Consider the following 23,360-nt stretch of genomic DNA (forward strand, 5'->3'; position numbering starts at 1 on the left):
TTTGAGTCAAATGATGTACGCAAGACTGCATGTGGTACGAATTCGATGTGAAGAAAGAGCTACTTATTCGGGTGTCGTAAGGCATCCATATTCCACTACCGAGGTACAGCCATGACGACCGGACGATCGACGATCAAGAACCGCCAGGCGACGAAGCGCTGGCTCGCCCCCGCGGCCCGTTGCGCCATTCCCTTGCTGATGGCGGGAATGGCCTTGCCTGCGGCGGCACATAACAAGAACGCCTATGTGGCGAACGAAATCGACAACACCGTTTCCGTGATCGATACGGTGACCAATACCGTAACCGCCACGGTGCCGGTGGGTGCCAATCCGCTCGGCATCGCCGTCAGCCCCAATGGTTCCGGCGTGTATGTGGCCAATGCCCTCGACAACACCGTATCGGTGATCGACGCGGCCACGAACGCCGTGACCGCCATGGTGCCGGTGCAGAACACGCCCGTGGCCGTGGCGGTCAGCCCCGACGGTTCCGATGTGTACGTGGCCAATGCGAATGAGAACACCGTTTCCGTGATCGATACGGCGACCAACGCCGTCGTCGCCACGGTTCCGGTCGGTAGCGCGCCTTTCAGCATCGCGGTCAGCCCTAACGGAGCCCGCGTGTATACGGGCAATACCGGCGATAACACCGTATCGGTGATCAACGCGCGTACCAACGAGGTGATCGCGACGGTGCCGGTCGGGAACACCCCGTCTGGTTTGGGTATCGGCCCCTTGGGCGCCCGTGTGTATGTGGCCAATGCCGGTTCGAACAATGTCTCCGTGATCGATGCGTTCACCAATAAGGTGACCGCCACGCTGACGGCCGGAAACGGTGCCGAGGCCGTCGCCACGAGCCCGATCGGCCTGCCGGTGTATGTCTCCAATTCGGTCGACAACACCGTCTCCGTGATCAATCCGCTCAACAAGAGCGTGATCGCGACGGTATCCGTGGAAAATACACCGCAGTCCATTGCGGTCAGTGACAGCACCGGTCGCGTTTATGTGGCCAATGCCGGGTCGAATACCGTTTCGGTCATCAACCCGTACACCAACAAGGTGATCGCCACGGTGAATGTCGGTAGCGTTCCCGCGGCGGTGGCTACCCAGCCGCAGTGGTGATGTAGGAAAAAAAAACGGCCATCCCGGAAGGGATGGCCGTCATCGGTCCGAAACCTTCCGATCGCATGCTCGATGGCACTAAGGAGGGGACGCATGCGCGGTACGCGAAGCGAAGGTTTCAGCCTGCTTGAGACGTTGGCGGCTTTGGTCCTGCTGGCCTTGTGCTTCGGCGCGCTCATGCGCGCGACCGGTTCGTCCGTCGCCCTGAACGCGCGCGCGGCGGATTACACGCAGGCATCGCTCTGGGCCAATGGCCTGCTCGATCGTACGTTCGTAGCCGAGTTTCCGTCGGAAGGCGTGCATACGGGGCGTTTCGACGACACCTATCGCTGGACGATGAAAATAAGCACGCCTTCGGATACGGCGACCGTCGCCACGTTGGTTCCGATGCATCTGTACAGGATCGAGTTGACCGTCGAGTGGGATGTAGGCGGCAGGACCCTGTCCTCCCGCTTCGAGACCCTGCGCACCGTGTCCGAGAAGCCACGTGTGCCGAAGGTTTCCGTGTATGCCTCGGGGGATTCGTGAAGCGCCAGGCGGGTTTCAGTCTCATGGAAACACTCGCGGCGCTCGCCCTGTTGGCGTTGCTGCTGCTGGGCGTGACGGCGGCGCTGCAGACGATGACGCAATCCACGCGAGCCGGTATGGCCGTGACCGAACGGCTCGACCAGGTCAGGGCCGCGCAGATGTACGTGCGAAGGGCGTTGTCCACCGCCCTGGCGTATCCGTGGGCACTGCGTGCCGACAGGCACCCCATCGTGGTTCGTGGGACAGCCGGTGAGGTGACCTTCGTTGCGCCGGGGCCGGGCTACCTGGCGAAGAGCGGTCTTCAGCTCCAGCGCCTGGCACTGGTCGGGCGTGACAACGACCTGAAGCTACAGGCCGAGTTCGCACCGATGGCATCGCGCGATGCCGCACAAGTCGTCCCGTCGCAACCGGAGGTCCTGGTCGATCATGTGTCGTCCGGGCGCTTCGTCTACAGCGGTGTCGATGACGAGGGCAATCCGGTGCCATGGCAGGACACATGGCCCTATGGCGATCGCCTGCCTTCCATGATCGGCCTCGAACTGACCTTGGCCGGCGGGGTGAAGTGGCCGACGATAGCCGTCCCCTTGCGGATGGACCCCGCCGCGGTCGATGCACGCGAAGCCATGGCGCGATTGACGTCGACGGAGGGGAAACGATGAAAATCCTTCCCTGGAGCACGAAGCAACGCGGCGTGGCCTTGCTGGTGGTCCTTTGGGGTTGCACGTTGGCGGCGATCACCCTCGGTGCACTGGCGACGAGCGCTCGCGTGGAGAGTACGCAGGCGCGTGGACAGTCCCTGCGCCTGGAAGCGTTCTATGCGGCGGAGGCGGGCATCGAACGAGCCGTGTTCATGCTGAATGCGCGGGAAGATGCGCAGCGCTGGATCGCGGACGGTCGTGGTTATGGCTTTCGGCTGGGTCGTACCGATGTGCAGGTAGACATCGACGACGAGGACGGCAAGGTCAACCTGAACACGGCGCCACCTGAACTCATCGGGCGGCTGCTGTCGGCTTCGGGCGTGGATGCGTCGCTGGTACCGCGGTTTCAGGCAGCCATCGCCAGCTGGGGAACGCGGGGACATATGCAGGCGTCGTTGTTGCTGGCGAAAGGCGGGTTCAGCAGTCTCGACGAACTCTACCGGGTACCTGGGGTCAGCGCCGACGCCGTCGAGAGGATCGTTCCCTTCCTGACGTTGTGGACTCCCGACTCACCGAATCTCGCCCATGCCGCCCCGGTGGTCGTGGCCGCCGTGACCGGCGCCGGGCCGGAGGCCGCAAGATCTTACGTCGATCAGGTGAGGGCCTTGCCGCCAGGTGTTTCCGCCTTACCGATGCTTCCCGGGACGGGATCGGGCAACGCGGCGAAGGGTTTCAGCGGGATCGTCAGTATCACGTCGCGGGCGCAGGTTGCCGAAGGACCGGCCCTGACACTCGATGTCACCCTCATCATGCACAGCGAACCCGGGAATCCGCGGCCGTATCGCATCGTGCGCTGGGCGGAACGTGCGTCCGAAAAGAACCTGTAGGCGATTCCTGCTGCATACTCCTGCCACGTCACGGCACGGCAACACGTACCCGCCACTCTCGCAGGCCTCGATAACCATGATGGTTCTTGCATGACACGCTTTCTTACGATCGGCGTCGCCGCATGGGTGGTCGTGCTGGCAGGATGCTCGACGCTGCCCCAGCCGCGCGACGATGGATCGCTCCAGCGGGAAGCGCTGGCCGGCACGGAGAAGCCGGTACCCAAGCCGTTGACGGTGGGTACGACCAATCCGCAAATCCCTGCGACCGTGCAGCCCGACATCACCACGGGCACGGGTGAATTCGTCAAGGCGGTGGGCTTGCCCAAGCCGAAGCCGGTGACGGAGGGCACGGGCACCGTGACCTTCAACTTCGAGAACCAGCCCGTGGAGTCGGTGGTGAAGGCCATCGTGGGTGACCTCCTGCACGAGAACTATTCGATCGTGCCGGGTGTGCAAGGCAACATTTCTTTTTCTACCTCGCAGCCGGTTGCCACCGACCAGGCCCTTCCCATCCTCGAGACCTTGCTGTCGTGGACCGGGAACGCACTGGTCCGTAACGGCGACCGCTACGTGGTCATGCCCGCGAAGGACGCGGTGGCGGGCAACCTCGTGCCGAGCATGGGCGCCACCGCGCCGCCGGGCGGCCTGCAGGCGCGCCTGTTTCCCCTGCGTTTCATCTCCGCGACCGAGATGCAGAAACTGATCAAGCCGTTCGCGCGGCCGGATGCCACCTTGCTGGCCGACCCCACGCGCAACGTGCTGGTGATGGCCGGCACGCCGACCGAACTGGAGAACTACCAGCGCACGGTGCAGACCTTCGACGTCGACTGGCTGCGCGGCATGTCGGTGGGCGTGTTCGCCTTGCAGCGTGCCCAGGTGAAGGAGCTGACACCGCAGCTCGACAGCCTCTTCGGTGAGAAGGGCAATACGCCGATGGCCGGCCTGCTGCGTTTCATTCCCATCGAGCGGACGAATTCGCTGGTCGTCATCAGTCCGCAGCCGGCTTATCTCGATGAAGTGAAAACGTGGATCGAGCGTATCGATCGCGGCGGCGGCAACGAGCCGCAGCTCTATGTCTACGACGTGCGCAACGTGCAGGCGGCGGACATGGCCGACTACCTGTCCGACATCTATGGCGGCGGTTCCAGTGGTGGCAAGTCTGGCGATCGCGGCGGAAAGGTCGGTCCGGGTCTGAGTTCCGGCACGCTCGGCGGTGGCGACAGCGACCTCGGCAATCGTGGTGGCTCGGGCCTCGGCAGCACCACGGGCGTGTTCGGCAATGCCGGCGCTTCGTCATCGGGCACGTCATCGGGGTTATCCACCCCGACGGGTTCCGCCGGTGGAACCGCCGGCACGGCAACGGGCGGCGGCCTTGGCGGTCTCGGCGGCGGAGACTCCACCGATGCCAGCGACAATGGTGGCGGCCGCCATGCGTCGACGACCACGGACGAAGGCGTGCGCATCACCTCGGTGGATGCGAACAACCAGGTGATGGTGCGTTGCCGTCCGTCACAGTGGACGGAGATCGAGCAGGCGATCAAGCGCCTGGACAGTGTCCCGTTACAGGTGCAGATCGAGACGCGCATCCTCGAGGTGACACTGACGGGCAACTTCCAGTTCGGCGTGCAGTGGTACCTGGAAGGCCTGGTCGGTGGAACCAACGGGTCGGTGGGCCAGCCCGGCAATAAACAGCAATGGGCGCTGGGCAACGGCGGGAACGTCTACAACCCCAGCACCGACAGCTTTTTCTACTCGTTCGTCAACAACAACCTCTCCGTCGCGCTGCGCGCGATGGAGACCAGTGGCAACACCAAGATCCTCTCCGCGCCGTCATTGGTGGTGCTGAACAACCAGAAGGCGCACATCCAGGTCGGCGACCAGATCCCGATCACGCAGACCTTCGTCAACACCAGTGCCAACACGGACAACACGATCGGCCAGGTCGAGTACAAGGACACCGGCGTGATCCTCAACGTGCGTCCGCGTGTGAATCCGGGCGGCCTGGTGTATCTCAACGTGAGCCAGGTGGTGAGCGCGCCCGGGCAGAAGGACACGACGACGGGCAACTTCCCGATCCAGCAGCGCGAGGTCGCCACCCAGGTGGCGGTCCAGAGCGGGCAGACGGTGCTGCTCGGCGGCTTGATCAAGGAAGACGACAGCACCACGGACACCGGCATTCCCGGTCTGAACCGGATACCCGTTTTCGGCCGCTTGTTCGGCTCCACGAACCGCGGGCGCAACCGCACGGAACTGATCGTGCTGATCACGCCGCGCGTCATCAGCAACGGCGAGGAAGCCAAGCAGGTGACCGACGAATACCAGCGGAAATTCGAGTCGCTGCGGCCACTGAACGGGGCACCCTAGAAGCGCCGCCGACGCGTCCCGCACACGCGGCGCTCACATGGGCGGTCGCAGATTGCTCGGGTGGAACGCGAGGGAGAGTCGGGTGATCGGAGGGTTGGCCGGTTGGTCCAAAGTGCTGGAAATGATGCCCACGGCCATGTTCGTGCGCGATGCCATGCACCGCTGGGTATTCGTGAATCGCATGGGCTGCGAATACATGGGGGTATGTGCGGACGATATCGTCGGCAAGAGCGACGAGGAGTTGTTCCCGCCTGAGCAGGCGGCGCGGTTCGCGGCGGGTGACGATGCCGTGCTGCGCACCCATGAAGTCGTGGAAACCGAGGAATCGGTGACCGATCCGCAAGGCCGCGTCCGCACGCTGCTCACCCGCAAAACCTGTATCGAACTGGAAGGCGCACCCCACGTGCTCGCCTCGGTGACCGACATTACCGAGCTGCGCGAGTCCGAGGCGCAGATACGCTGGCTGGCATGCCATGACGCGCTGACCGGTCTGGCCAACCGCACGGCGCTGTTCAACAAGCTGGATGCCGCCATCGCGCGGGCGGCGAGCGGCGGAGGCAAGGCGGCGCTGTTCTACCTCGACCTGGACGGCTTCAAGAAGGTCAACGATACCTACGGCCATCTCGCCGGCGACGAACTGCTCGTGCAATTCGCCTCACGTCTGCGTGGCTTGCTCAGCCTGAACGACACCGTGGCGCGCATCGGCGGCGACGAATTCGCGGTACTGGTCGAGGATGGCGATCTCGACGTCGAGGCCCTGGCGACCCGTATCCTCGTGCTCGCGAGCCTTCCTTTCGACGTGCCCGCGGACGCTTCCCTGATCGGCACTTCCATCGGCATCGTCCCGATCGACGCGGATGCGGTGGCCGCGGGCGAAATGGCGCGCAAGGCCGACAGTGCCTTGTACGAAGCCAAGAAGGGCCGCAACCGCTACGTGATCTATACCGACGAGCTGGACGTGGCACTCGCGCACCGCCGCGAGATCGAAATGGCGCTCAGGGAGACCCTGCGCAACGGAGCCGGGTTGGACTGTCACTACCAGCCGCTGGTTCGCGCACGCGACGGCGAGGTGGTCGGATTGGAAGCCCTGGCCCGCTGGAGGCACTCCCGTCTCGGCGACGTACCCCCCGTGCAGTTCATCGCCGTGGCGGAGGAAACCGGCCTGATCGGTTTTCTCGGCGAATGGGTGCTACGCACCGCCTGCGCTCGCGTGGCTCCGATGGCCGATATCTTCGTGGCCGTGAACGTGAGCGCGGTGCAACTGCGCGACGTCCGCTTCGCCGAGGCCGTATTGCGTGTGCTCGTTGAAACGGGACTGGCGCCGCACCGGCTGGAACTGGAGATCACGGAGACAGCCATCGTCAACGCCGACGATGCCACGGTGCGCCAGTTGAAACGGCTGCGGAACGAAGGCGTGCGGATATCGCTCGACGATTTCGGCACGGGATATTCCAGTCTTACCTTGTTGAAGGACCTGGACGTCGACAAAGTGAAGATCGACCGTTCCTTCGTGCAAATGGCACCGATGGCCGACGATTCCGCCGCCATTGTTCGCGCCGTGTCCAATCTCGGTGCTGCGCTCGGCCTGTGCGTGGTGGCCGAGGGCGTGGAAACGGAACAGCAACGGGCTTTCCTGCGCGATGCGGGCTGCGACGAACTCCAAGGCTACCTGTTTTCCGCCGGCGTACCCGAAGGGGACATCGCGGGGATCATCGGCGGCTACCCGACGCCCTTGCCGGATTACTCCGCCGGATAGGCACCGGCGGGCATCGGCCAGGTCCGCCGCAGGTCGGGCATGCCCGGCATCGTCGTGGGCTGCGGCAAGGGCAGGGGCATGCGCGTCCCGAGGCCGCCACCGGTGGCATCGCCGACGATGGCGATCACGCAGCCACCGCTTTCCTGCGAGGTTCCGAACGACAGGCGACCCCAGGGCATCTGCATGACCAGGTAGCGATTGGGCAACATGGCGGGCGCGTTGGGTAGGTGGGTGTCTGAAGCCGGCGCGTGGAACCTGTCGTCCACGTCGTTGCGCTGGAAGCAGGGCCGTTGTTCCAGCTGGATCGACGTGAAGCGCACCATCGGGACGTCGCCGCCCTCGTCGAATCCTCGGGCTTCGAAAGCGCTGACGCGATACCCGTCGCGGGTGACGAAGGGCATGCTGCGGACGATCTGCGGCGGGGCGTCGGCCGTCGGGTGAAGGCCGCCCGGGACCTTGCCCGATAACGAGTCCATCGCGTTGGGAAGGGTACCCATCGTCGCGTTGATGATCTCCACCAGCGTCTTGTCGCTGCGCGGCACGCTCGCCGTCTCGCCGCTGGCGGGCCAGGCCAGTGTCACGGCAAGCAGGGTGGCCAGGAAGCGGAAGGGGCGCATGGGGTCCGGAGCAGGGTGATCGGGGGCGCTAGTGTGCACGAGTTGGCGGTTTCCTACTCCGTAGACGTGGCGGCAGGCTTGCATGCGTCACGATCGCCCGAATATCGGACACAACGTGCCAGCCGGTTCCCCCGATGACAGACCTCCGCTTCGACAACGCCTTCGTCCGCGAGTTGCCGGCCGATCCCGACACGTCGAACCTGCCTCGGCAGGTAGCCGGGGCCGCGTTCTCCTGGGTCGATCCGACACCCGTGCCCGCGCCGCGGACGGTGGCGGTCGCGGGCGAGGTCGCCGGCATGCTGGGCATTTCGTCCGAGGCGCCCGGATTTGCCGATGTGTTCGCGGGGAATGCCCGTTGGCCCGGAATGACCGGGTATGCGATGGCCTATGGCGGACACCAGTTCGGCCACTGGGCCGGGCAGCTCGGCGATGGCCGGGCGATCGGCCTCGGCGAAGTGCTGACGGAGCGGCACGGACGCCAGGAACTGCAGCTGAAGGGTGCCGGCCGGACGCCGTACTCGCGTGGCGCCGACGGGCGCGCGGTGCTGCGATCCTCCATCCGCGAATTCCTCTGCAGCGAGGCGATGCATCACCTCGGCGTGCCGACCACGCGGGCGCTGTCGCTCGTGGCGACGGGCGAGGCGGTGCTGCGCGACGTGATGTACGACGGCCACCCGGCACCGGAGCCGGGCGCGATCGTCTGCCGCGTGGCCCCTTCGTTCCTGCGCTTCGGCTCGTATGAACTGCCGTCCTCGCGCGGCGATATCGCCCTGCTGCGCCGCTTGACCGACTTCACCATCGCCACGCATTACCCGCAGTTCGCCGGTCTTCCCGGCGAACAGGGCTACGCCGCCTTTTTCACGGAAGTATGCGAGCGCACCGCGAAGCTCATGGCGCACTGGATGCGCGTGGGCTTCGTGCATGGCGTGATGAATACCGACAACATGTCGATCCTCGGCCTCACCATCGACTATGGCCCCTACGGCTGGGTCGACAATTTCGATCCGGACTGGACGCCGAACACCACCGATCGCGCGCACCGTCGCTATCGCTTCGGCCAGCAGCCTCAGGTGGCCTACTGGAACCTGCAACGGCTCGCCCAGGCCTTGTCGCCGCTGTTCGCCGGCGTGGAAGCGTTGCAGGCGGGGTTGGACCGTTATGTCGAAACCTTCGAAGCCACCGACGCCGCCTTCTCGGCCGCGAAGCTGGGCCTCGCCAACGCGCGCGAGGGCGACGAGGCATTGGTGGCCGACCTGCGCGGCTTGTTGCTGGCCGGAGAGATGGATATGACGATCTTCTACCGCGATCTCGCGGGGCTGGATCTCTCCGCTCCCCGGGTGGGCAGCGTGGGGGCGGCGTTCTACGACGAGGCGAAGCGCGCCTCGATCGACGGCGCCTTGCAGGCGTGGCTGCGGCGCTATGCGGACCGCGTACGCGAGGACGAGTCGCCTGACACGGAGCGGCTGGCCCTGATGCACGCGAGCAATCCGCGCTACGTGCTGCGAAACTACCTCGCCCAACAGGCGATCGATCGCGCGGAGCAGGGCGACGACGACGGCATCCACGAGTTGCTCGATGCGCTGCGACAGCCCTATGACGAGCAGCCCGGTAGGGAGCATCTGGCCGGTCGCCGGCCGGATTGGGCGCGGAAGCGTGTGGGCTGTTCGATGCTCTCCTGCAGCAGCTGAGTACCCGCTGGGCTAGAATCGCCGGTTCCTTCACGCCGTCGAGGTTCATCGCGTTGTCCGCCGGTTCCGCTTCCGACGCTGCCCTCGACGCCTTGTTCGTGCCCTTCGCGACGGGCGTGTTGGCCTTTCCGGCCGATGGCCGGCTGCTGATGCTGCGCGCGCGCGATGGCTTCGTCCTGCGCGAACGCCGGCGACCGGGCTGGACCTTGCAGCAATCGTTCAAGCCGGCCGCGGATGCCCTGGCGCGGTCGGGTTTCGATGTGTCGCCCGAGGTTCCCGAGGGACGCTTCGACGTGGTGATGGTGTTGCCGACCCGCCAGCGCGAGGAATCGCGGGCCTTGTTCGCACAGGCCATGTCGCTGGCTGGCACCGGCGGCATCGTCGTCGCCAGCATGCCGAACGCGGAAGGCGCCAGGACCGCCCAGGCGGATCTCGCGCTGTTGGCCGGCGGGGTGGCCGAGTTGTCCAAGCACAAGTGTCGCGTGTTCTGGACACGTCCCGGTGCCGTGGCCGATCCGGCGCTGCTCGCCGAGTGGCTCGCGCTCGACGCGCCGCAGGCGATAGAAGGCGGGCGTTTCGTGAGCCGTCGCGGCCTGTTCGCATGGGATCGCATCGACACCGCATCGGCCTTGCTGGCGAGCGTCCTTCCGTCCGACTTCTCCGGCCGCGTGGCCGATCTCGGTGCGGGCTTCGGATACCTCGCTTGCGAAGTCGTCGAGCATGGCGCGGCGGTCTCGGCGGTGGACCTCTACGAGGCCGAGGCGCGGGCATTGGAGCCGGCGCGGCGCAACCTCGCCGATGCCATCGCCCGCTCCGGCCGCGCCATCGCCGGGAGCGTGCGCTGGCACGATGTCACCCATGGCATCGACACGGGATACGACGTCATCGTGTCCAATCCTCCATTCCACCAGGGGCGCGCCGACGATCCGCAACTGGGCCGTGCCTTCATCGCCGCCGCGGCGAAAGGCCTGGTGGCGCACGGCCGCTTCTGGATGGTCGCCAATCGGCACCTGGCCTACGAGGCGGTGCTCGACGCCAGCTTCGCCAGTGTGCGCACCGTCGTCGAACGCGACGGCTTCAAGGTCATCGAAGCAAAGGACCCCCGCCGATGAAACTCGTACGCCTCCTGGCGAATCTCGGCTATGGCAGCCGCAAACAGGTCGCGGCCATGTTCCGCGAGGGGTCGGTCACGGATACGGCGGGCGAGGTGCTGTATGCGGACGACAAGGTCGAGCATGCCGAGGTGCGCTTCGAGGGAGAGCCACTGGATCCGCCGCAGGGCATGTTGCTGATGCTCAACAAGCCGACCGGCTATACCTGTTCACGCAAGGACGTGGGGAGGCTGGTCTACGACCTCTTGCCGCCGCGTTTCGCGCTGCGCAATCCGGTGCTGTCGACCGTGGGCCGGCTGGATCGGGATACGTCGGGGCTGCTGCTGTTCACCGACGATGGGCAACTCCTGCACCGGATCATCTCGCCCAAGGCCGCGGTGGCGAAGGTGTATGAGGCGACGCTGGCCGAAGACCTGCGTGGCGACGAGGCAGCGACGTTCGCCGCCGGCACGCTCATGCTGGAAGGCGAGACGGAACCGCTGGAGCCCGCGACGCTGGAGATGCTCGGCCCCCGCCACGCCCGTCTCACGCTGACCGAAGGGCGATACCACCAGGCACGCCGCATGTTCGCCGCCGTGGGCAACCACGTGGTCACACTGGAACGTATCGCACTCGGTGGCTTGTCGCTGGATGGCCTGCCTTCCGGCGAATGGCGTCTGCTGACGGCGGAAGACACGGCGAGGATCTTCGGCTGAACCGACCCCCGGTCCTCGGCGGTTTCGTTATGGACGCTCCGTCCACATCGGGTGCAGTATCCCCGGGTTACCTCGCCCTCATAGGAATGCAAAGATGAAACGAATCGTCATCGCCGTGGCCGGGTTGTGCGTGTGCGTGGCCGCCCAGGCCGCCGACAAGAGCGTCGTGGTGCCCATGACCCTCGTTACCGCCGACGGCACCGGCGCCTCGGTCGGCAAGGTCGTGATCACCGAAGGTGCCGGTGGCCTGGTCTTCACTCCCGATCTCAAGGGCCTGCCGCCGGGTGAACACGGCTTTCACCTGCACGAGAAGCCCAGCTGCGACCCGGGCGAGAAGGATGGCAAGAAGGGTGCTGCGCTGGCCGCCGGCGGTCATTACGACCCGGAGCACACCGGCAAGCACGAGGGTCCGGAGTCGTCCATGGGCCACGAGGGCGACCTGCCCAAGATCACCGTGGGTGCCGATGGCACCGACACCACGGCCGTGACCGCGCCGCGCCTGACCAAGCTCGCGACGCTGAAGGGCCATGCCCTGATGATCCACGCCGGAGGCGACAACTATTCCGACCAGCCCGCCCCCCTGGGCGGCGGTGGCGCACGCATCGCCTGCGGTGTCGTCAAGTAAGGAAACCATGTCCCAAGCCGGTCTCTTTGCCCCCGAACCGCTCGTGATCGTCGATGACGAGCACGGGCGGTTCGCATATGAGCCGGGCGTGATTCCCGCCGAACGCGCCGCCACGTGGTTCGCCGGGCTGCTCGCGGACATTCCCTGGGAATCGCAGCGGCGCGCGATGTACGGCCGCGACGTGGACGTGCCGCGGCTGCTGCAGCATTACGCGCTGGACGATCGCGCCTTGCCGGCCATCGTCGGCGAAGCGGCGCGCGAGGTGATCGCGCTCACGGGCGTTCGCTTCACCTCGGTCGGCCTCAACCTTTACCGCGATGGCCACGACAGCGTGGCCCCGCACAACGATCACATCGATGAACTGGTGGAGGGCGAGCCCATCGCATTGCTTTCCCTCGGCGCCACCCGGCGCATGACCCTGCGTGAGCGCGACGCACCCAGGCGCAGCTTCGACATCGACATGGAACCGGGCAGCGTGCTCACGATGAGCTACGCCACGCAATTCCACTACGACCACGGCATCCCGAAGATGCGCGGCACGGTGGGGCCGCGGATCAGCCTGGCTTTTCGCGTCCGGCCCGAGGGTAAGGCGACCGGTAGGCGCTACGGATCGCGGAAGACTTCCTAGTTGCTCTTTTGTGTGCTGGGCTCGACTTCGCCCTCGCGTTGGGTTGTGTGCGTGGCGGGGGAGCTGCCGGGCGTCCCCCTCGGCGCGCCAGGCGGCGCCGTCCCTTGGGAAAGGATGCCGCTGCGCGGCCGTGTCCTATGGCTGCGCCCCTTCGGGCTCGGACGGTCGGGCGGGGGTTTTCGATTCGGCTCCTGCCTCAGCGAAAACGATCGGCCGTCCAGGCCGATCCCCTGCGGGCCTTGTCCGCCCGCCCGTCCTCGGTGCCTCATGGCGCGCCGAGGGGAACGCCCGGCAGCTCAGTCACGACCGCGGTGGGTTGAGGCGAAAGAGCGAAGGTCGTCGCACGCCGGACAGTGCACACCACACACCGCGACACGCTCGCCAAGCACCGCCCCCTGTTGGATCACTGCACCCTGGTGGGAGCCGACTTTGTCGGCGATCCCGCGGCAGCGGGCCCGGTCGAGGCAAGCACCCATCGCCGACAGAGTCGGCTCCCACCAGGGCGACGGCCACCCGAATGGCGGGTGTTGCTTGTGCCGCACGACACCTCAGTGCTCGGGAGAGCCGTCGGCCGCCACCCTCGACGCGACTTGTGGAACCGAGGAGTGCCGGGCGAAAAGGCCCGTCAGGGGGCCGGCCAGGACGGCCGGCCGTTTTCGCTGAGCCAGGAGGGCGAATCGAAAACCCCGCCCGGCGCGACGGGCGCGACGGGGCGCAGCCATCGGACATGGCCGCGTAGCGGCCTCCTTTCCCGAGCGACGGTGCAACTCGGAGCGACGAGGGTGGGGGCCGACGGCTCTGCCCCACACCCCAACGCCAAGGCGAAGCCGAGCCCACCCCGAACCACACCAACAAGCTAAAAGAGGTCGATGCTGCCCAGCGATACCGGTGTCGCCAGTTCGCCCTGGCGGGTGAGGGACTCGTAGCCGTGCACGCTGTCTCGTCCGTTCTGCTTGGCGAAGTACAACGCCTTGTCCGCGCGGTCGAGCACGATTTCGGGGTAATCGTTCTCGGAGATGCGCGCATAGCCGATGCTGACGGAGACGTGACCCACCTGGGGGAACGCATGGTCGGTCACGAACTGGCGGAACCGGTCGAGGACGAGATGGACGGCCGTTTCGTCCTGCGCCGCGAGCAGGATCACGAATTCCTCGCCGCCGAAGCGGAACAGCACGTCGCTCTGGCGGAAGCTCGCGCGCATGTGCTGGGCCAGCATGAGGATCACCTCGTCGCCATAGACATGGCCGTAGGTATCGTTGATCCGCTTGAAATGGTCGATATCGAGGATCGCCAGGTAGAGCTGGGAAGGCTCCTCGACCGGCCGGCGCTTATCTTCCCCGTCCTGCACCGCGCCGCGCGCTTTCTGGCGTTGAAGGGTGAGAAGGCGCTGCAGGCGTTGCTCGAAGCTGCGCCGGTTGTACAAGCCGGTGAGCTTGTCGCGCTCGCTCTCGTTGAGCAGGGCGATGTAATTGCAGTAGATGCGCGCGAAGCCTTCGACCATCGAGCGGACGTTGTCGAGGGAATCCGGCGCTTCGAGCATCAGTGCGCCGATGGCGGCGTGTTCACGCTGGATGGGGACGACCAGCCGGCTGTTGCCGTCGTCGGTGACGTCGCTGATCGCCTCGAGTGTCTCCATGGCGCAGACGAGGGTGTCGATGGGATCGCCACCTTCCCGCGTCGGATCGAGCGCTTCGATCACGAAGCCGCCGCCGGGCTTGCGCGAGCATACGACGATCGAATCTACGGGATGTTGCAGGCTTTCGCCCCGCTTGCACAGGGTGACGCTGTTGACGGCGATGAGTTCGGCCAGCGACAGCACCATGCTGTGGTCCAGCGCGTCGATATCGCGGTGGTGGGTGAATTCAGCCACCGAAGCGAGCAGGCGCGACTCGGGCAGGACGCCAGCAGGGCTATGCCACGGCGCCTTCATGCGCGTGGTTTCCGCGCGACCGGATCGTCGCGACATGGATGACTGACTTGCACCGACACTCCCTCCCCCGAGTGGGGCACGCCAAGCGGCCCCGTGTGTGCGTCGAACCGGACTCCCTGCCGGTGACTCCCTGGAGGAGTTAGCGGCTGGAAGGCCGCCGACTTTAGGGTAAAACGGGTACCGATGTCTAAAATCGTGACGCAGTCATCGCTTCCACGTCTTCACAAGTGTGAATCGTTGCGCTAGTCAGTCGCCTTCCAGCCACCCGCGCCATTTGAAGAACAGCACCGGCAAGAGGATGCTGACCACGATCGCGCCCAGGGCCATGGGATAGCCGAAGGTCCAGTCCAGCTCGGGCATCTTCTTGAAGTTCATGCCCCACACGCCGACGAGGATCACCGGGGGGATGGTGGCCACCGAGGTGACGGTCAGTACCTTCATCACGTGGTTCTGGTCGGTGCTGATGAAGCCGAGGCTGGCATCGAGCAGGAACTGCAGCTTCGTGGTGACCTGATCGTCGAACTCGTCGAGCGTGCGCAGGTCGTGTTCCACGACGCGCAGGCGAACCTCGACGTCGTCGGGCATCCACTCCGGCTTCTTCGCGCGCAAGAACGACACGATCCGCTGCACGCCCAGCATCGAGGAACGGTTGCGCGCCTGCTCGCCTTCGAGGCGCCCGACCTCCAGCATGCAGTTGCGCAATGCGGGCGTGCCGATACGCTGCGGCGTGAATATCCGGTCGGAGAGTGTCTTCAGGTCGGCCGACACGTCTTCCATGCGTTTGGCCGCCAGGTTGACGATCGCCTCGATCAAGGTCGCCAGGGCATCGGCGCTGGATTCCCAACGGTGTTCCTGGCAGCTCTCGCTGGCCAGCTTGAACGCGGGCGAATCCTCGAAACGCAAGGTCATCAGGACGTTGCCGGTGACCACGATGCCCACCGGCGCGGGATGATGGTTCTCGGGCGAGTCGGCGAAATAGGGGATGGACAGGTACATCGCCCCGTCGTCGGTGCGGATGCGGCTGGACAGCGCCAGGTTCACCACATCGTTTCGTTGTGGGACGCGCAGTCCGGTGATCTCGCTGGCGCAGCGTCGTTCCTCTTCGTTTGGATCGATCAGATCCACCCAGATGGGTGCGTTGGGTTTGGCCATGCCCACGGTCCAGCGGACGGGGCCGGTGTACTTCCCATGTTCGTGGATGATCAGCACGTGCGCGGGTGTCCTTGGATGGGCTGGTGAGGAGTCTACGCCGGGTGATGACACGCGTGGCCGAACACGCGCATGCTTGACGACATCGATGCCACCGCCGGACCAGGGAGATACCTATGAGCGATACCGCCAAACCGCTGGAGATCGTCCACGACAGCGCCAACCAGGTGTTTCTCGTCGTGGTCGATGGCCACACCTGCGAACTCGAATACCGGCTCAGCGGCAAGACGATGACCATCACCCATACCGGCGTACCGTCCCCCGTGGGTGGCCGCGGCATCGCCGCACTGCTCACCCGCTTCGCCGTGCAGGTCGCGGAGGCGAACGGCTGGAAGATCGTTCCCGCGTGCGGCTATGCCGCGACATGGTTTGAACGGAATCCGGAGTACGGGCACTTGTTAGCTTGACGACGAGAAGCCTCGCGAGTTCGTTCGGCGACGTGTTAGCTTTCGCGTTCCCACACATCCAGGGTCACCCATGCGTACGAAGTGGATCGCCGCTGCCATCGCGCTCGCCTGCGCGGGCCAGGCCTTTGCCGACACACCCGCGAAAACCGCGGACGACCCGCGCATCGCCGCGATCCTCGACGCCTTGGCCAAGGTGCGCACGATCGAATCCGTGGCCTTGTCGCCGGATGCGAAGCATCTCGCCTGGGCGGTGAAGACCAACGGCAAGCCGGTGATCGAGGTGGCCGATGCCGATGGCCGTAACGCCCAACGCATCACGGCGAGCAAGGGCTGCAGCGAAATCTCCGTCGCGTGGGCGGAGGATTCGCAACATCTTGCTTTCCTTTCCGATTGCGCCGGCAAGGCGCCGGGCGTGGAGGAGGGCAAGCAGAATGATATCTACGTGGTGGACGTCACCAAGAAGGCGCCGCCGCGGCGGATCACGCATCTCACCGGGTACATCGATGGCCTGGAGTGGCGTCCCGACGGCAAGGCCCTGGCCTTCCTCTACGTGCCCAATGCCACCCGCCGCGCCAGCGCCACCGCGGCCGCCAAGCCGCAGCTGGGTGAAGTGGGCGTCGAAGGCATCGAGGTGCAGCAGGTCGCCAGCGTCGACGCCGCCGGAGGCGCCATCCGCACGCTGACCCCGGCAGGTCTCCACGTCTACGAATTCGCGTTTTCGGCAGACAGTGGCCGGATCGCCTACGTGGCGGCGCCGCCGCCCGGCGACAACAACTGGTGGGTGGCGAAGCTCTATGCGCAACCGGTCACGCCCGGCGCGCAGGCGGTTACCCTCGTGGATACGGTGGCGCTTTCCGGTCCGCTCAAGGATTTGCAGGTGGCCGTGCCGCGCTTCTCGCCGGACGGATCGCGGGTCGCCTTCATCGGTGGCCTCATGAGCGACCAGGGGTCGACCGGCGGCGATATCTGGATGGTGCCGGCCGCGGGCGGCGCCGAACCCGTCGACGTGACGCCCGGCGCGACGACCACGCCGGCGTGGCTGGCGTGGACCGCGCCCGATCGCCTGCTGGTCGGCGAACATGCCGCCGGCGCGAGCCGGGTGTCGAGCTACGCGGTGCCCGCCAATGGTCCCGCCAAGGCAACCACCGTGTTCGAACTGCCGATGACGATCGGCGACGGGCGCCTGTCGATGTCGCTCTCGCTGGGCGCCGATGCGAGCAAGGCCGCCTTCATCGCCAGTTCGTTCGAGAAGGCCTTCGAAGTGCATGTCGCCAACCTCGACGGGCAGTCGGTGCCGAAGGCGGTCACCACGTTCAACGCCGCGTTGAAACCTTCCTGGGGAAAGGCCGAGTCGATCGCCTGGAAGAACGAAGGTCATGACGTGCAGGGCTGGTTGCTGTATCCGGCCAATTATGACCCGAAGAAGCGCTACGGCATGATCGTCTCGATCCACGGTGGCCCGGCGGCCGCGGTGACGCCGCGCTGGCCGGGAGTGGGTTACGGCGGAGCGCCGCTCTCGGCGTTGGGCTACTTCGTGTTCATGCCCAATCCGCGCGGCAGCTACGGGCAGGGCGAGGCGTTCGTGCAGGCCAACCGCAAGGATTTCGGCTACGGCGATCTCCGCGACGCGCTGGCCGGCGTCGATGCGATCGAGAAGAGCCACCCGGTGGACGACCGGCGGCTGGGCCTCACCGGCTGGAGCTACGGTGGCTTCATGACGATGTTCGGCGTGACCCAGACGCAGCGCTTCCGCGCCGCGGTCGCCGGCGCCGGCATCTCCAACTGGCAGAGCTATTACGGCCAGAACCTGATCGACCAGTGGATGAAGCCTTTCTTCGGCGCCTCGGTCTACGACGATCCGGGCGTGTACGCGAAGAGCTCCGCGATCAACTTCATCAAGCAGGTGAAGACCCCGACCCTCGTGGTCGTGGGCGAGCGCGACGCGGAAACGCCGGCGCCGCAGTCGTTCGAGTTCTGGCACGCGTTGCGGGCCCAGGGCGTGCCGACATCACTGGTGGTCTATCCGGGCGAAGGCCATGGCTTCGCCCGTGACGCCAGCCGTCGCGACGTGCTCGTCCGTGCCCTGGCCTGGTTCGACCGCTATCTGACGGTGGGAGACAAGTAGACGCCAGGGGCCGGCCGGGCCCGCGAGTGCCGTTCGGCGGATTTGCGTTTTTCCGCCGACCCAGCATCATGCGATGCATGTAACGCTAAAGTCGGGGGCGGTGGTGGCCGTTAATTCAGGGGACAAGTGGCTTCGTGCGTGGCCTTTCCCCAGGCCCCGCCGCGCCGCATTCGTGAATTGGGTCGAACCCGCAGGCTGGCAGCCAGGCACGCTGGCCGGCGACATGTCCCGGGAGCAGGACCGGAGCGTGGTGTGCTGACACATCGTAGCGTCGAGGGCGGCATCCATCTTGCCGCATCGAAGTGTGCCCGCTGGTCCCTCTCCGGGCCCGGCGAGGTTTCCCGCTGCGACACGTTCGGCACGGTCGGCGCCGGGCTCGGCTGGATGGTGGCGCTCATCGTCGTATGTGCCCTGGCCGCGGTGGCCATCGCCTGGCTGGTCGGCCAGCGGCGGCGCCTCCATGCGAAGCTCAAGGACCCCCGGGAACAGGCGAGCCGGGCGCTGGCCTTCCATGCCTATCACGACACCCTGACCGGCCTGCCCAACCGGGCCTACCTCATGCGCGAGCTCGAACAGGCACTGGCGGCACCGCAGGCGGGTTCCCTGGCGGTGATGTTCATCGACCTCGACGGCTTCAAGGCCATCAACGACACCCTGGGGCACGAGGCGGGCGATACCTTCCTGCGCGCCGTCGCCAGCTCCCTGCGCAGCAGCGTGCGCGAACGCGATACAGTTTCCCGTTTCGGCGGCGACGAGTTCGTGGTGGTGGTACAGGGATATGGCGGCATGGAGAACCTGATCCGGGTCTGCCGCAAGGTGCTCGATCTGGTATCCAAGCCAGTGAACGTGTCCGGCCAGCTCGTGGCGGTGAGTCCGAGCATCGGCGTGGCCGTGGCGCCACAGGACGGCGACGTGGCATCCGCCCTGATCCGCAACGCCGATGCCGCGATGTACGCGGTGAAGGAAACCGGCAAGGCCGATTTCCGCTTCTACGAGGAAGGGATGCTCGAGCAGGCGCGCGAACGCCTGGCCCTCACGGTGGAGTTGCGCGAAGCCTTGCAGGCGGGCGAACTCGCCGTCGAATACCAGCCCAAGCGCAACCTGCGCGACGGCACCCTGGCCGGCGTGGAAGCGCTGGCCCGCTGGCGCCATCCGTCGCGCGGCGACGTGCCGCCGACCGTCTTCGTGGCGATCGCCGAGCGCTCCGGCCTCATCCATGCCTTGGGCGAATACGTGTTGCGCGAGGTGCTCGGCCAGTTGAAGACCTGGGACGCCGCCGGCATCCAGGTCGACTACGTGGCGATCAACCTGTCGATGCAGGAACTCACCCGGCCCGCGTTCGTCGACACCTTGCACCGCGCGGTGCGCTCGTATGGTGTCGACCCGATGCGGATACGCTTCGAGCTCACCGAATCCACCGCGATGCGCCAGCCGGAAGAAACCATGCGCCAGTTGGTGAAGCTGCGCTCGCACGGCTTCGACCTGCTGATCGACGACTTCGGCGCCGGCTACTGGAACCTGAGCCACCTTCGTGAACTGCCGGTGGGGACGATCAAGATCGACCAGTCGTTCGTGCGTGGCAGCACGTTGAACCTGGCCGATCGCGAGATCACCGAGGCCATCGTCGGCCTCGCCAAGAAACTGAACATGCGTACGATCGCCGAGGGCGTGGAAACCGAGGCGCAGGCGCACTGGCTGCGCGACCTCGGGTGTGACATCGGGCAGGGCTACTTCTTCGCCCGGCCGATGACCGCCGCCGCCTTCAGCCACTACCTCGATCCGACCGTGGCCTATGCAGGCTGACCGCCCGACGCGGCCCGCTCGTCTCCCGCGCCTTCGAGCTTGTCTGATCGTCCTCGCGGCGGCGCTGTGCTGCTTCGTCACGACGGCGCCGGCCCAGGTCGCGCCCAACGTGGGCGTGGACCCGTGGGCGGTCTACGAATCGGTCTGGTTCGATACGGTGAGCGTCGCCGACGGCTTGCCGCACTCCACCACCACGGCGATCGTGCAGGACACCCGAGGCCTCATCTGGATCGGTACCTTCGGCGGCCTGGTGCGGTACGACGGCTACCGCATGCAGGTATTCGGCCAGGAGCCGGATTCGTATGCGGGCGCCGTGCTGCCCGATTCCTATGTCCGCGCGCTCATACCGCTCGAGGACGGTGGCCTGCTCATCGGCACCAATGCCGGCGGTCTGGTCCGTTTCGACCCGTCGACGATGCGCTTTCACGTCTATCCGGTGGGACCGGGCGGCACGTCGAGCGGCAAGATTTTCGCCATCGCGCGTGCGCGCGAGCGCGGCGAGTTCCTGATCGCGACGGAAGGCGGCGTCGATCGCCTGGACCTCGCCAGCGGCCGGATCACCCATGAGTCGGTGACCGCGGGAGACGCGAAGGACATGCTGCCGCGCACCTTCGTGGTCGCCGAGGACAAGGCCGGCAATGTCTGGGCGGGTGCGGACAACGGCCTGTTCGTGCGTCATCCCGGAGGCCACTTCGAACGCGTGCGCTCCAGCGATCCGGCGGTCGACGAAATCCTCCACGACCAGGTATGGGCGCTGTTGCAGGACAGTCGAGGCCGCTTGTGGGTCGGTACAGGACAGTCCGGAGCGTTCTACATCGACGCCAAGGGGCAGGGCCACCTCGTGCCGGGCTTCTCCGGCAAGGGTGGTCTGGCCCGCCGCCGCACCGTGCGTGCCTTGCACGAGACGCCACAAGGCGTGCTCTGGGCCGCCACCGACGGTGCGGGCGTGGTCACCTACGATTTCAACACGGGGCGGCTGCGCACGCTGAGCCATGACGCCGCGATGCCGTCGTCGCTGCCCGGCGACATCACGCGCGACATCTTCCAGGACACCTCGGGCAACATCTGGGTGGCGACGGAACTTGGCGCGGCACATTACGATCCGAACGGGCGCAAGGTGTTCTCGGTGCTGCCTTCGCCGCTGGAGACGCACACGCTGTCCAATGCCAACGTGCACTCCGTGTTCGTGGACCCGCGTGGACGCGTCTGGCTCGGGCTCGGCATGGGCCGCATCGACGTGCTCGACCTCGGCAAGGGCAGCATGCACCACCTGCAACTGGGTGGCGAACAGGCCGAGCGCGACGTGCAGGCCTTCGTGGTGGCGCCCGACGGCGCCATCTGGGCGGGCGCGCAAGGCATCTCGCGGATCGATCCAGACACGTTCGAACTGAAGAGTTCGATGATCCCGAACCTCGACGGTCGCCTGATCCTGTCGATGCAGCGCGACGGCGACGACATCCTGATCGGTGGCTACGACGGCCTGTTCCGCTACGACACCCTGCACGGCACGCTCACGCAGATGCGTCACGACGACGCCGACCCGAAGAGCCTCGTCGGCGACCAGGTGCGCTTCATCGTGCGCATGCCGGATGCATGGTGGTTCGCCACGATCAGTGGCATCAGCATCGCCTACGATGGCGAGAAGGGCTTCGTGAACCTGCGTCACGATCCCGCCGATCCCGCGAGCCTGCCGCAGGATTACACCGGTTCGATGGTGTTCGATTCGCATGGCCGGCTCTGGCTGGGCACGTTCGGCGGCATCGCCTACCTCGACGCGTTCAAGCCGCGCGGGCCCTTCCGCTTCGGCTTGATCGGCGCACGCGAGGGCTTATCCAACACTAAGATCAACGCCTTGCTGATCGATCACGACGACCGCGTCTGGGCCTCGATGGCCAACGGCGTGGCGATGATCGATTCCGCCAGCCATCGTGTGGCCGACCTCGGCATCCGCGATGGCCTGCGCATTCCCAGCTACATCCATCGCGCGGCCGCGGAAGCGCCCGGTGGCGAGCTGATGTTCGGTGGCCTGGGCGGCCTGACCGTCGTGCGGCCGTATTGGGTGGCTCCCTCCGTGGCACCACCTCGCCTCGCCATCACCCAGGTCTCGGTCAACGAGAAGCCGTTGCCGTTGGACAAGGTGCCCGGAGAGGGCGGCCGGGTGATCCTCGATGGCGATGGGCGCAACATGCGCGTGGACTTCGCCTTGCTCGATTTCCGCGCTCCGTTGGAAACGCACTATGCCTATCGCATGGACGAGGCGGATGGGGCCTGGAACGAAGTGCCGCGAGGCATCCCGCCCAGCGCGATCTATACTAACCTCGCCAGCGGCACGTACACCCTGCGCCTGCGCGCCACGATGCGCGGCCTCGATGCGCGGACGGTCGAAACCTCGATTCGCGTGACGGTGACGCCGCGCTGGTACGAGAGCCCATGGACCCTGCTGGCCGGCATCGCGCTGGGCGTGCTGGCGTTCTTCGGGCTGGTGTACCTGCGCACGTTGTACCTGCGCCGGCGCGCGCAGCTGTTGCAGGCGCAGGTCGACGCCCGCACGCGCGACCTCAAGGCGGCCAACGAGCGGCTCGATCATCTCGCCGGTACCGACGAACTCACCGGTTCGCTCAACCGCCGCCGCTTCCTCGAGCAAGCCGAGCGAGTGCGCCAGGGGGCGGCCAACGACGGCATTCCCTTCAGCCTCGTGCTCATCGATATCGACGAGTTCAAGGCGGTCAACGACACCTACGGTCATCTGGCGGGCGACACGGTGATCCGCGAGACCATGCGGGTGATCTCGTCGATGTGCCGCGCGGACGATCTCGCCGGGCGCTTCGGCGGAGAGGAATTCATCCTCTGCCTGCCCGGCGCCCTGGCGGAGCATGCGCTGGATATCACCGAGCGCGTCCGCCATGCGCTGGGTGCGATGGTGATCGCACACGGTGACTACCGCATCCGCATCACCGTGAGCGCGGGCGTGGCCATGTGGCGCGCGCCGGAATCGCTGAATTCGTTGCTGGGGCGGGCGGACGAGGCCCTGTACGAGGCGAAGAACGAAGGGCGCAACCGCAGCCGTATCGCGGGGTTGTAATCGCCGCTGAAGCGGCTCCCACCAGAGCATCGCCGACAGGGTCGGCTCCCACCGGGCAAAGATGCATCGCCGACAGGGTCGGTGCCCACCGGATTACCGTAACCCAGATGTGGGACCCGCTTTGAGGTCCCATGTGGGAGCCGCTTC

18 protein-coding genes are annotated in these 23,360 nt (G+C 66.2%); 15 read left to right on the top strand and 3 right to left on the bottom strand.

The window, feature by feature from the left end; genetic code table 11:
- The first annotated feature begins 111 nt into the window (after positions 1–111).
- The 6 genes from ACN9M2_RS08995 to ACN9M2_RS09020 all read left to right on the top strand — a co-directional run bounded on the left by ACN9M2_RS08995 (position 112) and on the right by ACN9M2_RS09020 (position 7,292).
- A complete protein-coding gene (locus ACN9M2_RS08995; protein WP_426287729.1) occupies positions 112–1,119 on the top strand; it encodes a beta-propeller fold lactonase family protein in 1,008 nt (335 codons plus the stop codon).
- Between the two features lie 93 nt (positions 1,120–1,212).
- The gene (locus ACN9M2_RS09000; protein WP_426287730.1) at positions 1,213–1,647 is read left to right on the top strand and encodes a prepilin-type cleavage/methylation domain-containing protein; all 435 of its coding nucleotides are present in this window, start codon (positions 1,213–1,215) and stop codon (positions 1,645–1,647) included.
- A gap of 23 nt (positions 1,648–1,670) precedes the next feature.
- Positions 1,671–2,306, top strand: a complete 636-nt coding sequence (locus ACN9M2_RS09005; protein ID WP_426287731.1) for a hypothetical protein — start codon at positions 1,671–1,673, stop codon at positions 2,304–2,306.
- Entirely contained in the window at positions 2,303–3,172 is an 870-nt protein-coding gene (locus ACN9M2_RS09010; protein ID WP_426287732.1) for a general secretion pathway protein GspK, read from the top strand. Before ACN9M2_RS09005 ends, ACN9M2_RS09010 begins: the two co-directional genes overlap by 4 nt.
- Before the next feature lie 90 nt (positions 3,173–3,262).
- Positions 3,263–5,536: a type II secretion system secretin GspD gene (gene gspD / locus ACN9M2_RS09015; protein ID WP_426287733.1), complete on the top strand. Its 2,274-nt coding sequence runs from the start codon at positions 3,263–3,265 to the stop codon at positions 5,534–5,536.
- Between the two features lie 82 nt (positions 5,537–5,618).
- Positions 5,619–7,292 carry a putative bifunctional diguanylate cyclase/phosphodiesterase gene (locus tag ACN9M2_RS09020; protein ID WP_426287734.1) on the top strand — a complete coding sequence of 558 codons (1,674 nt, stop codon included), beginning with the start codon at positions 5,619–5,621 and terminating at the stop codon, positions 7,290–7,292.
- Here ACN9M2_RS09020 and ACN9M2_RS09025 read toward each other — a convergent pair.
- Positions 7,277–7,909, bottom strand: coding sequence for a hypothetical protein (locus ACN9M2_RS09025; RefSeq protein ID WP_426287735.1), 633 nt, complete (start codon positions 7,907–7,909; stop codon positions 7,277–7,279). The genes ACN9M2_RS09020 and ACN9M2_RS09025 overlap by 16 nt on opposite strands.
- Before the next feature lie 134 nt (positions 7,910–8,043).
- Between ACN9M2_RS09025 and ACN9M2_RS09030 the strand changes: the two genes are divergently transcribed.
- The 5 genes from ACN9M2_RS09030 to ACN9M2_RS09050 all read left to right on the top strand — a co-directional run bounded on the left by ACN9M2_RS09030 (position 8,044) and on the right by ACN9M2_RS09050 (position 12,657).
- A complete protein-coding gene (locus tag ACN9M2_RS09030) occupies positions 8,044–9,597 on the top strand; it encodes a protein adenylyltransferase SelO (RefSeq protein ID WP_426287736.1) in 1,554 nt (517 codons plus the stop codon).
- A 53-nt stretch (positions 9,598–9,650) separates the two neighbouring features.
- Positions 9,651–10,709 (top strand): class I SAM-dependent methyltransferase, encoded by a 1,059-nt coding sequence (locus ACN9M2_RS09035; RefSeq protein WP_426287737.1) that lies wholly within the window; start codon positions 9,651–9,653, stop codon positions 10,707–10,709.
- On the top strand, positions 10,706–11,404 hold the full coding sequence (locus ACN9M2_RS09040; RefSeq protein ID WP_426287738.1) for a pseudouridine synthase: 699 nt from the start codon (positions 10,706–10,708) through the stop codon (positions 11,402–11,404). The genes ACN9M2_RS09035 and ACN9M2_RS09040 overlap by 4 nt, the downstream gene beginning before the upstream one ends.
- Positions 11,405–11,498: 94 nt before the next feature.
- Positions 11,499–12,029, top strand: a complete 531-nt coding sequence (gene sodC, locus ACN9M2_RS09045; RefSeq protein ID WP_426287739.1) for a superoxide dismutase [Cu-Zn] SodC — start codon at positions 11,499–11,501, stop codon at positions 12,027–12,029.
- Positions 12,030–12,036: 7 nt separating this feature from the next.
- Positions 12,037–12,657, top strand: a complete 621-nt coding sequence (locus ACN9M2_RS09050) for an alpha-ketoglutarate-dependent dioxygenase AlkB (RefSeq protein ID WP_426287740.1) — start codon at positions 12,037–12,039, stop codon at positions 12,655–12,657.
- An 856-nt stretch (positions 12,658–13,513) separates the two neighbouring features.
- On the opposite strand, the gene ACN9M2_RS09055 is transcribed toward ACN9M2_RS09050, so the two are convergent.
- The gene (locus ACN9M2_RS09055) at positions 13,514–14,623 is read right to left on the bottom strand and encodes a GGDEF domain-containing protein (protein WP_426287741.1); all 1,110 of its coding nucleotides are present in this window, start codon (positions 14,621–14,623) and stop codon (positions 13,514–13,516) included.
- A gap of 210 nt (positions 14,624–14,833) precedes the next feature.
- Entirely contained in the window at positions 14,834–15,796 is a 963-nt protein-coding gene (locus ACN9M2_RS09060) for a CorA family divalent cation transporter (RefSeq protein WP_426287742.1), read from the bottom strand.
- 116 nt (positions 15,797–15,912) lie between these two features.
- Here ACN9M2_RS09060 and ACN9M2_RS09065 point away from each other — a divergent pair, with 116 nt between their 5' ends.
- From ACN9M2_RS09065 to ACN9M2_RS09080, 4 genes are all read left to right on the top strand, one after another.
- Complete coding sequence (locus tag ACN9M2_RS09065; protein WP_306847235.1) at positions 15,913–16,203, top strand: GNAT family N-acetyltransferase; 291 nt, start codon at positions 15,913–15,915, stop codon at positions 16,201–16,203.
- 70 nt (positions 16,204–16,273) lie between these two features.
- On the top strand, positions 16,274–18,328 hold the full coding sequence (locus tag ACN9M2_RS09070; RefSeq protein ID WP_426287743.1) for a prolyl oligopeptidase family serine peptidase: 2,055 nt from the start codon (positions 16,274–16,276) through the stop codon (positions 18,326–18,328).
- 252 nt (positions 18,329–18,580) lie between these two features.
- Positions 18,581–20,131 carry a putative bifunctional diguanylate cyclase/phosphodiesterase gene (locus tag ACN9M2_RS09075; protein ID WP_426287744.1) on the top strand — a complete coding sequence of 517 codons (1,551 nt, stop codon included), beginning with the start codon at positions 18,581–18,583 and terminating at the stop codon, positions 20,129–20,131.
- The gene (locus ACN9M2_RS09080) at positions 20,121–23,213 is read left to right on the top strand and encodes a ligand-binding sensor domain-containing protein (protein WP_426287745.1); all 3,093 of its coding nucleotides are present in this window, start codon (positions 20,121–20,123) and stop codon (positions 23,211–23,213) included. Before ACN9M2_RS09075 ends, ACN9M2_RS09080 begins: the two co-directional genes overlap by 11 nt.
- The last annotated feature ends 147 nt before the right edge of the window (positions 23,214–23,360 follow it).

The sequence above is a fragment of the Luteibacter sp. E-22 genome, assembly GCF_049913125.1.
Taxonomy (GTDB): Bacteria; Pseudomonadota; Gammaproteobacteria; order Xanthomonadales; family Rhodanobacteraceae; genus Luteibacter.

Coding starts and splice junctions, on each gene's coding strand:
- ACN9M2_RS08995 (WP_426287729.1), top strand. CDS start 112: ATGACGACCGGACGATCGACGATCAAGAACCGCCAGGCGACGAAGCGC.
- ACN9M2_RS09000 (WP_426287730.1), top strand. CDS start 1,213: ATGCGCGGTACGCGAAGCGAAGGTTTCAGCCTGCTTGAGACGTTGGCG.
- ACN9M2_RS09005 (WP_426287731.1), top strand. CDS start 1,671: ATGGAAACACTCGCGGCGCTCGCCCTGTTGGCGTTGCTGCTGCTGGGC.
- ACN9M2_RS09010 (WP_426287732.1), top strand. CDS start 2,303: ATGAAAATCCTTCCCTGGAGCACGAAGCAACGCGGCGTGGCCTTGCTG.
- gspD (WP_426287733.1), top strand. CDS start 3,263: ATGACACGCTTTCTTACGATCGGCGTCGCCGCATGGGTGGTCGTGCTG.
- ACN9M2_RS09025 (WP_426287735.1), bottom strand. CDS start 7,909: ATGCGCCCCTTCCGCTTCCTGGCCACCCTGCTTGCCGTGACACTGGCC.
- ACN9M2_RS09030 (WP_426287736.1), top strand. CDS start 8,044: ATGACAGACCTCCGCTTCGACAACGCCTTCGTCCGCGAGTTGCCGGCC.
- ACN9M2_RS09040 (WP_426287738.1), top strand. CDS start 10,706: ATGAAACTCGTACGCCTCCTGGCGAATCTCGGCTATGGCAGCCGCAAA.
- sodC (WP_426287739.1), top strand. CDS start 11,499: ATGAAACGAATCGTCATCGCCGTGGCCGGGTTGTGCGTGTGCGTGGCC.
- ACN9M2_RS09050 (WP_426287740.1), top strand. CDS start 12,037: ATGTCCCAAGCCGGTCTCTTTGCCCCCGAACCGCTCGTGATCGTCGAT.
- ACN9M2_RS09055 (WP_426287741.1), bottom strand. CDS start 14,623: ATGTCGCGACGATCCGGTCGCGCGGAAACCACGCGCATGAAGGCGCCG.
- ACN9M2_RS09065 (WP_306847235.1), top strand. CDS start 15,913: ATGAGCGATACCGCCAAACCGCTGGAGATCGTCCACGACAGCGCCAAC.
- ACN9M2_RS09070 (WP_426287743.1), top strand. CDS start 16,274: ATGCGTACGAAGTGGATCGCCGCTGCCATCGCGCTCGCCTGCGCGGGC.
- ACN9M2_RS09080 (WP_426287745.1), top strand. CDS start 20,121: ATGCAGGCTGACCGCCCGACGCGGCCCGCTCGTCTCCCGCGCCTTCGA.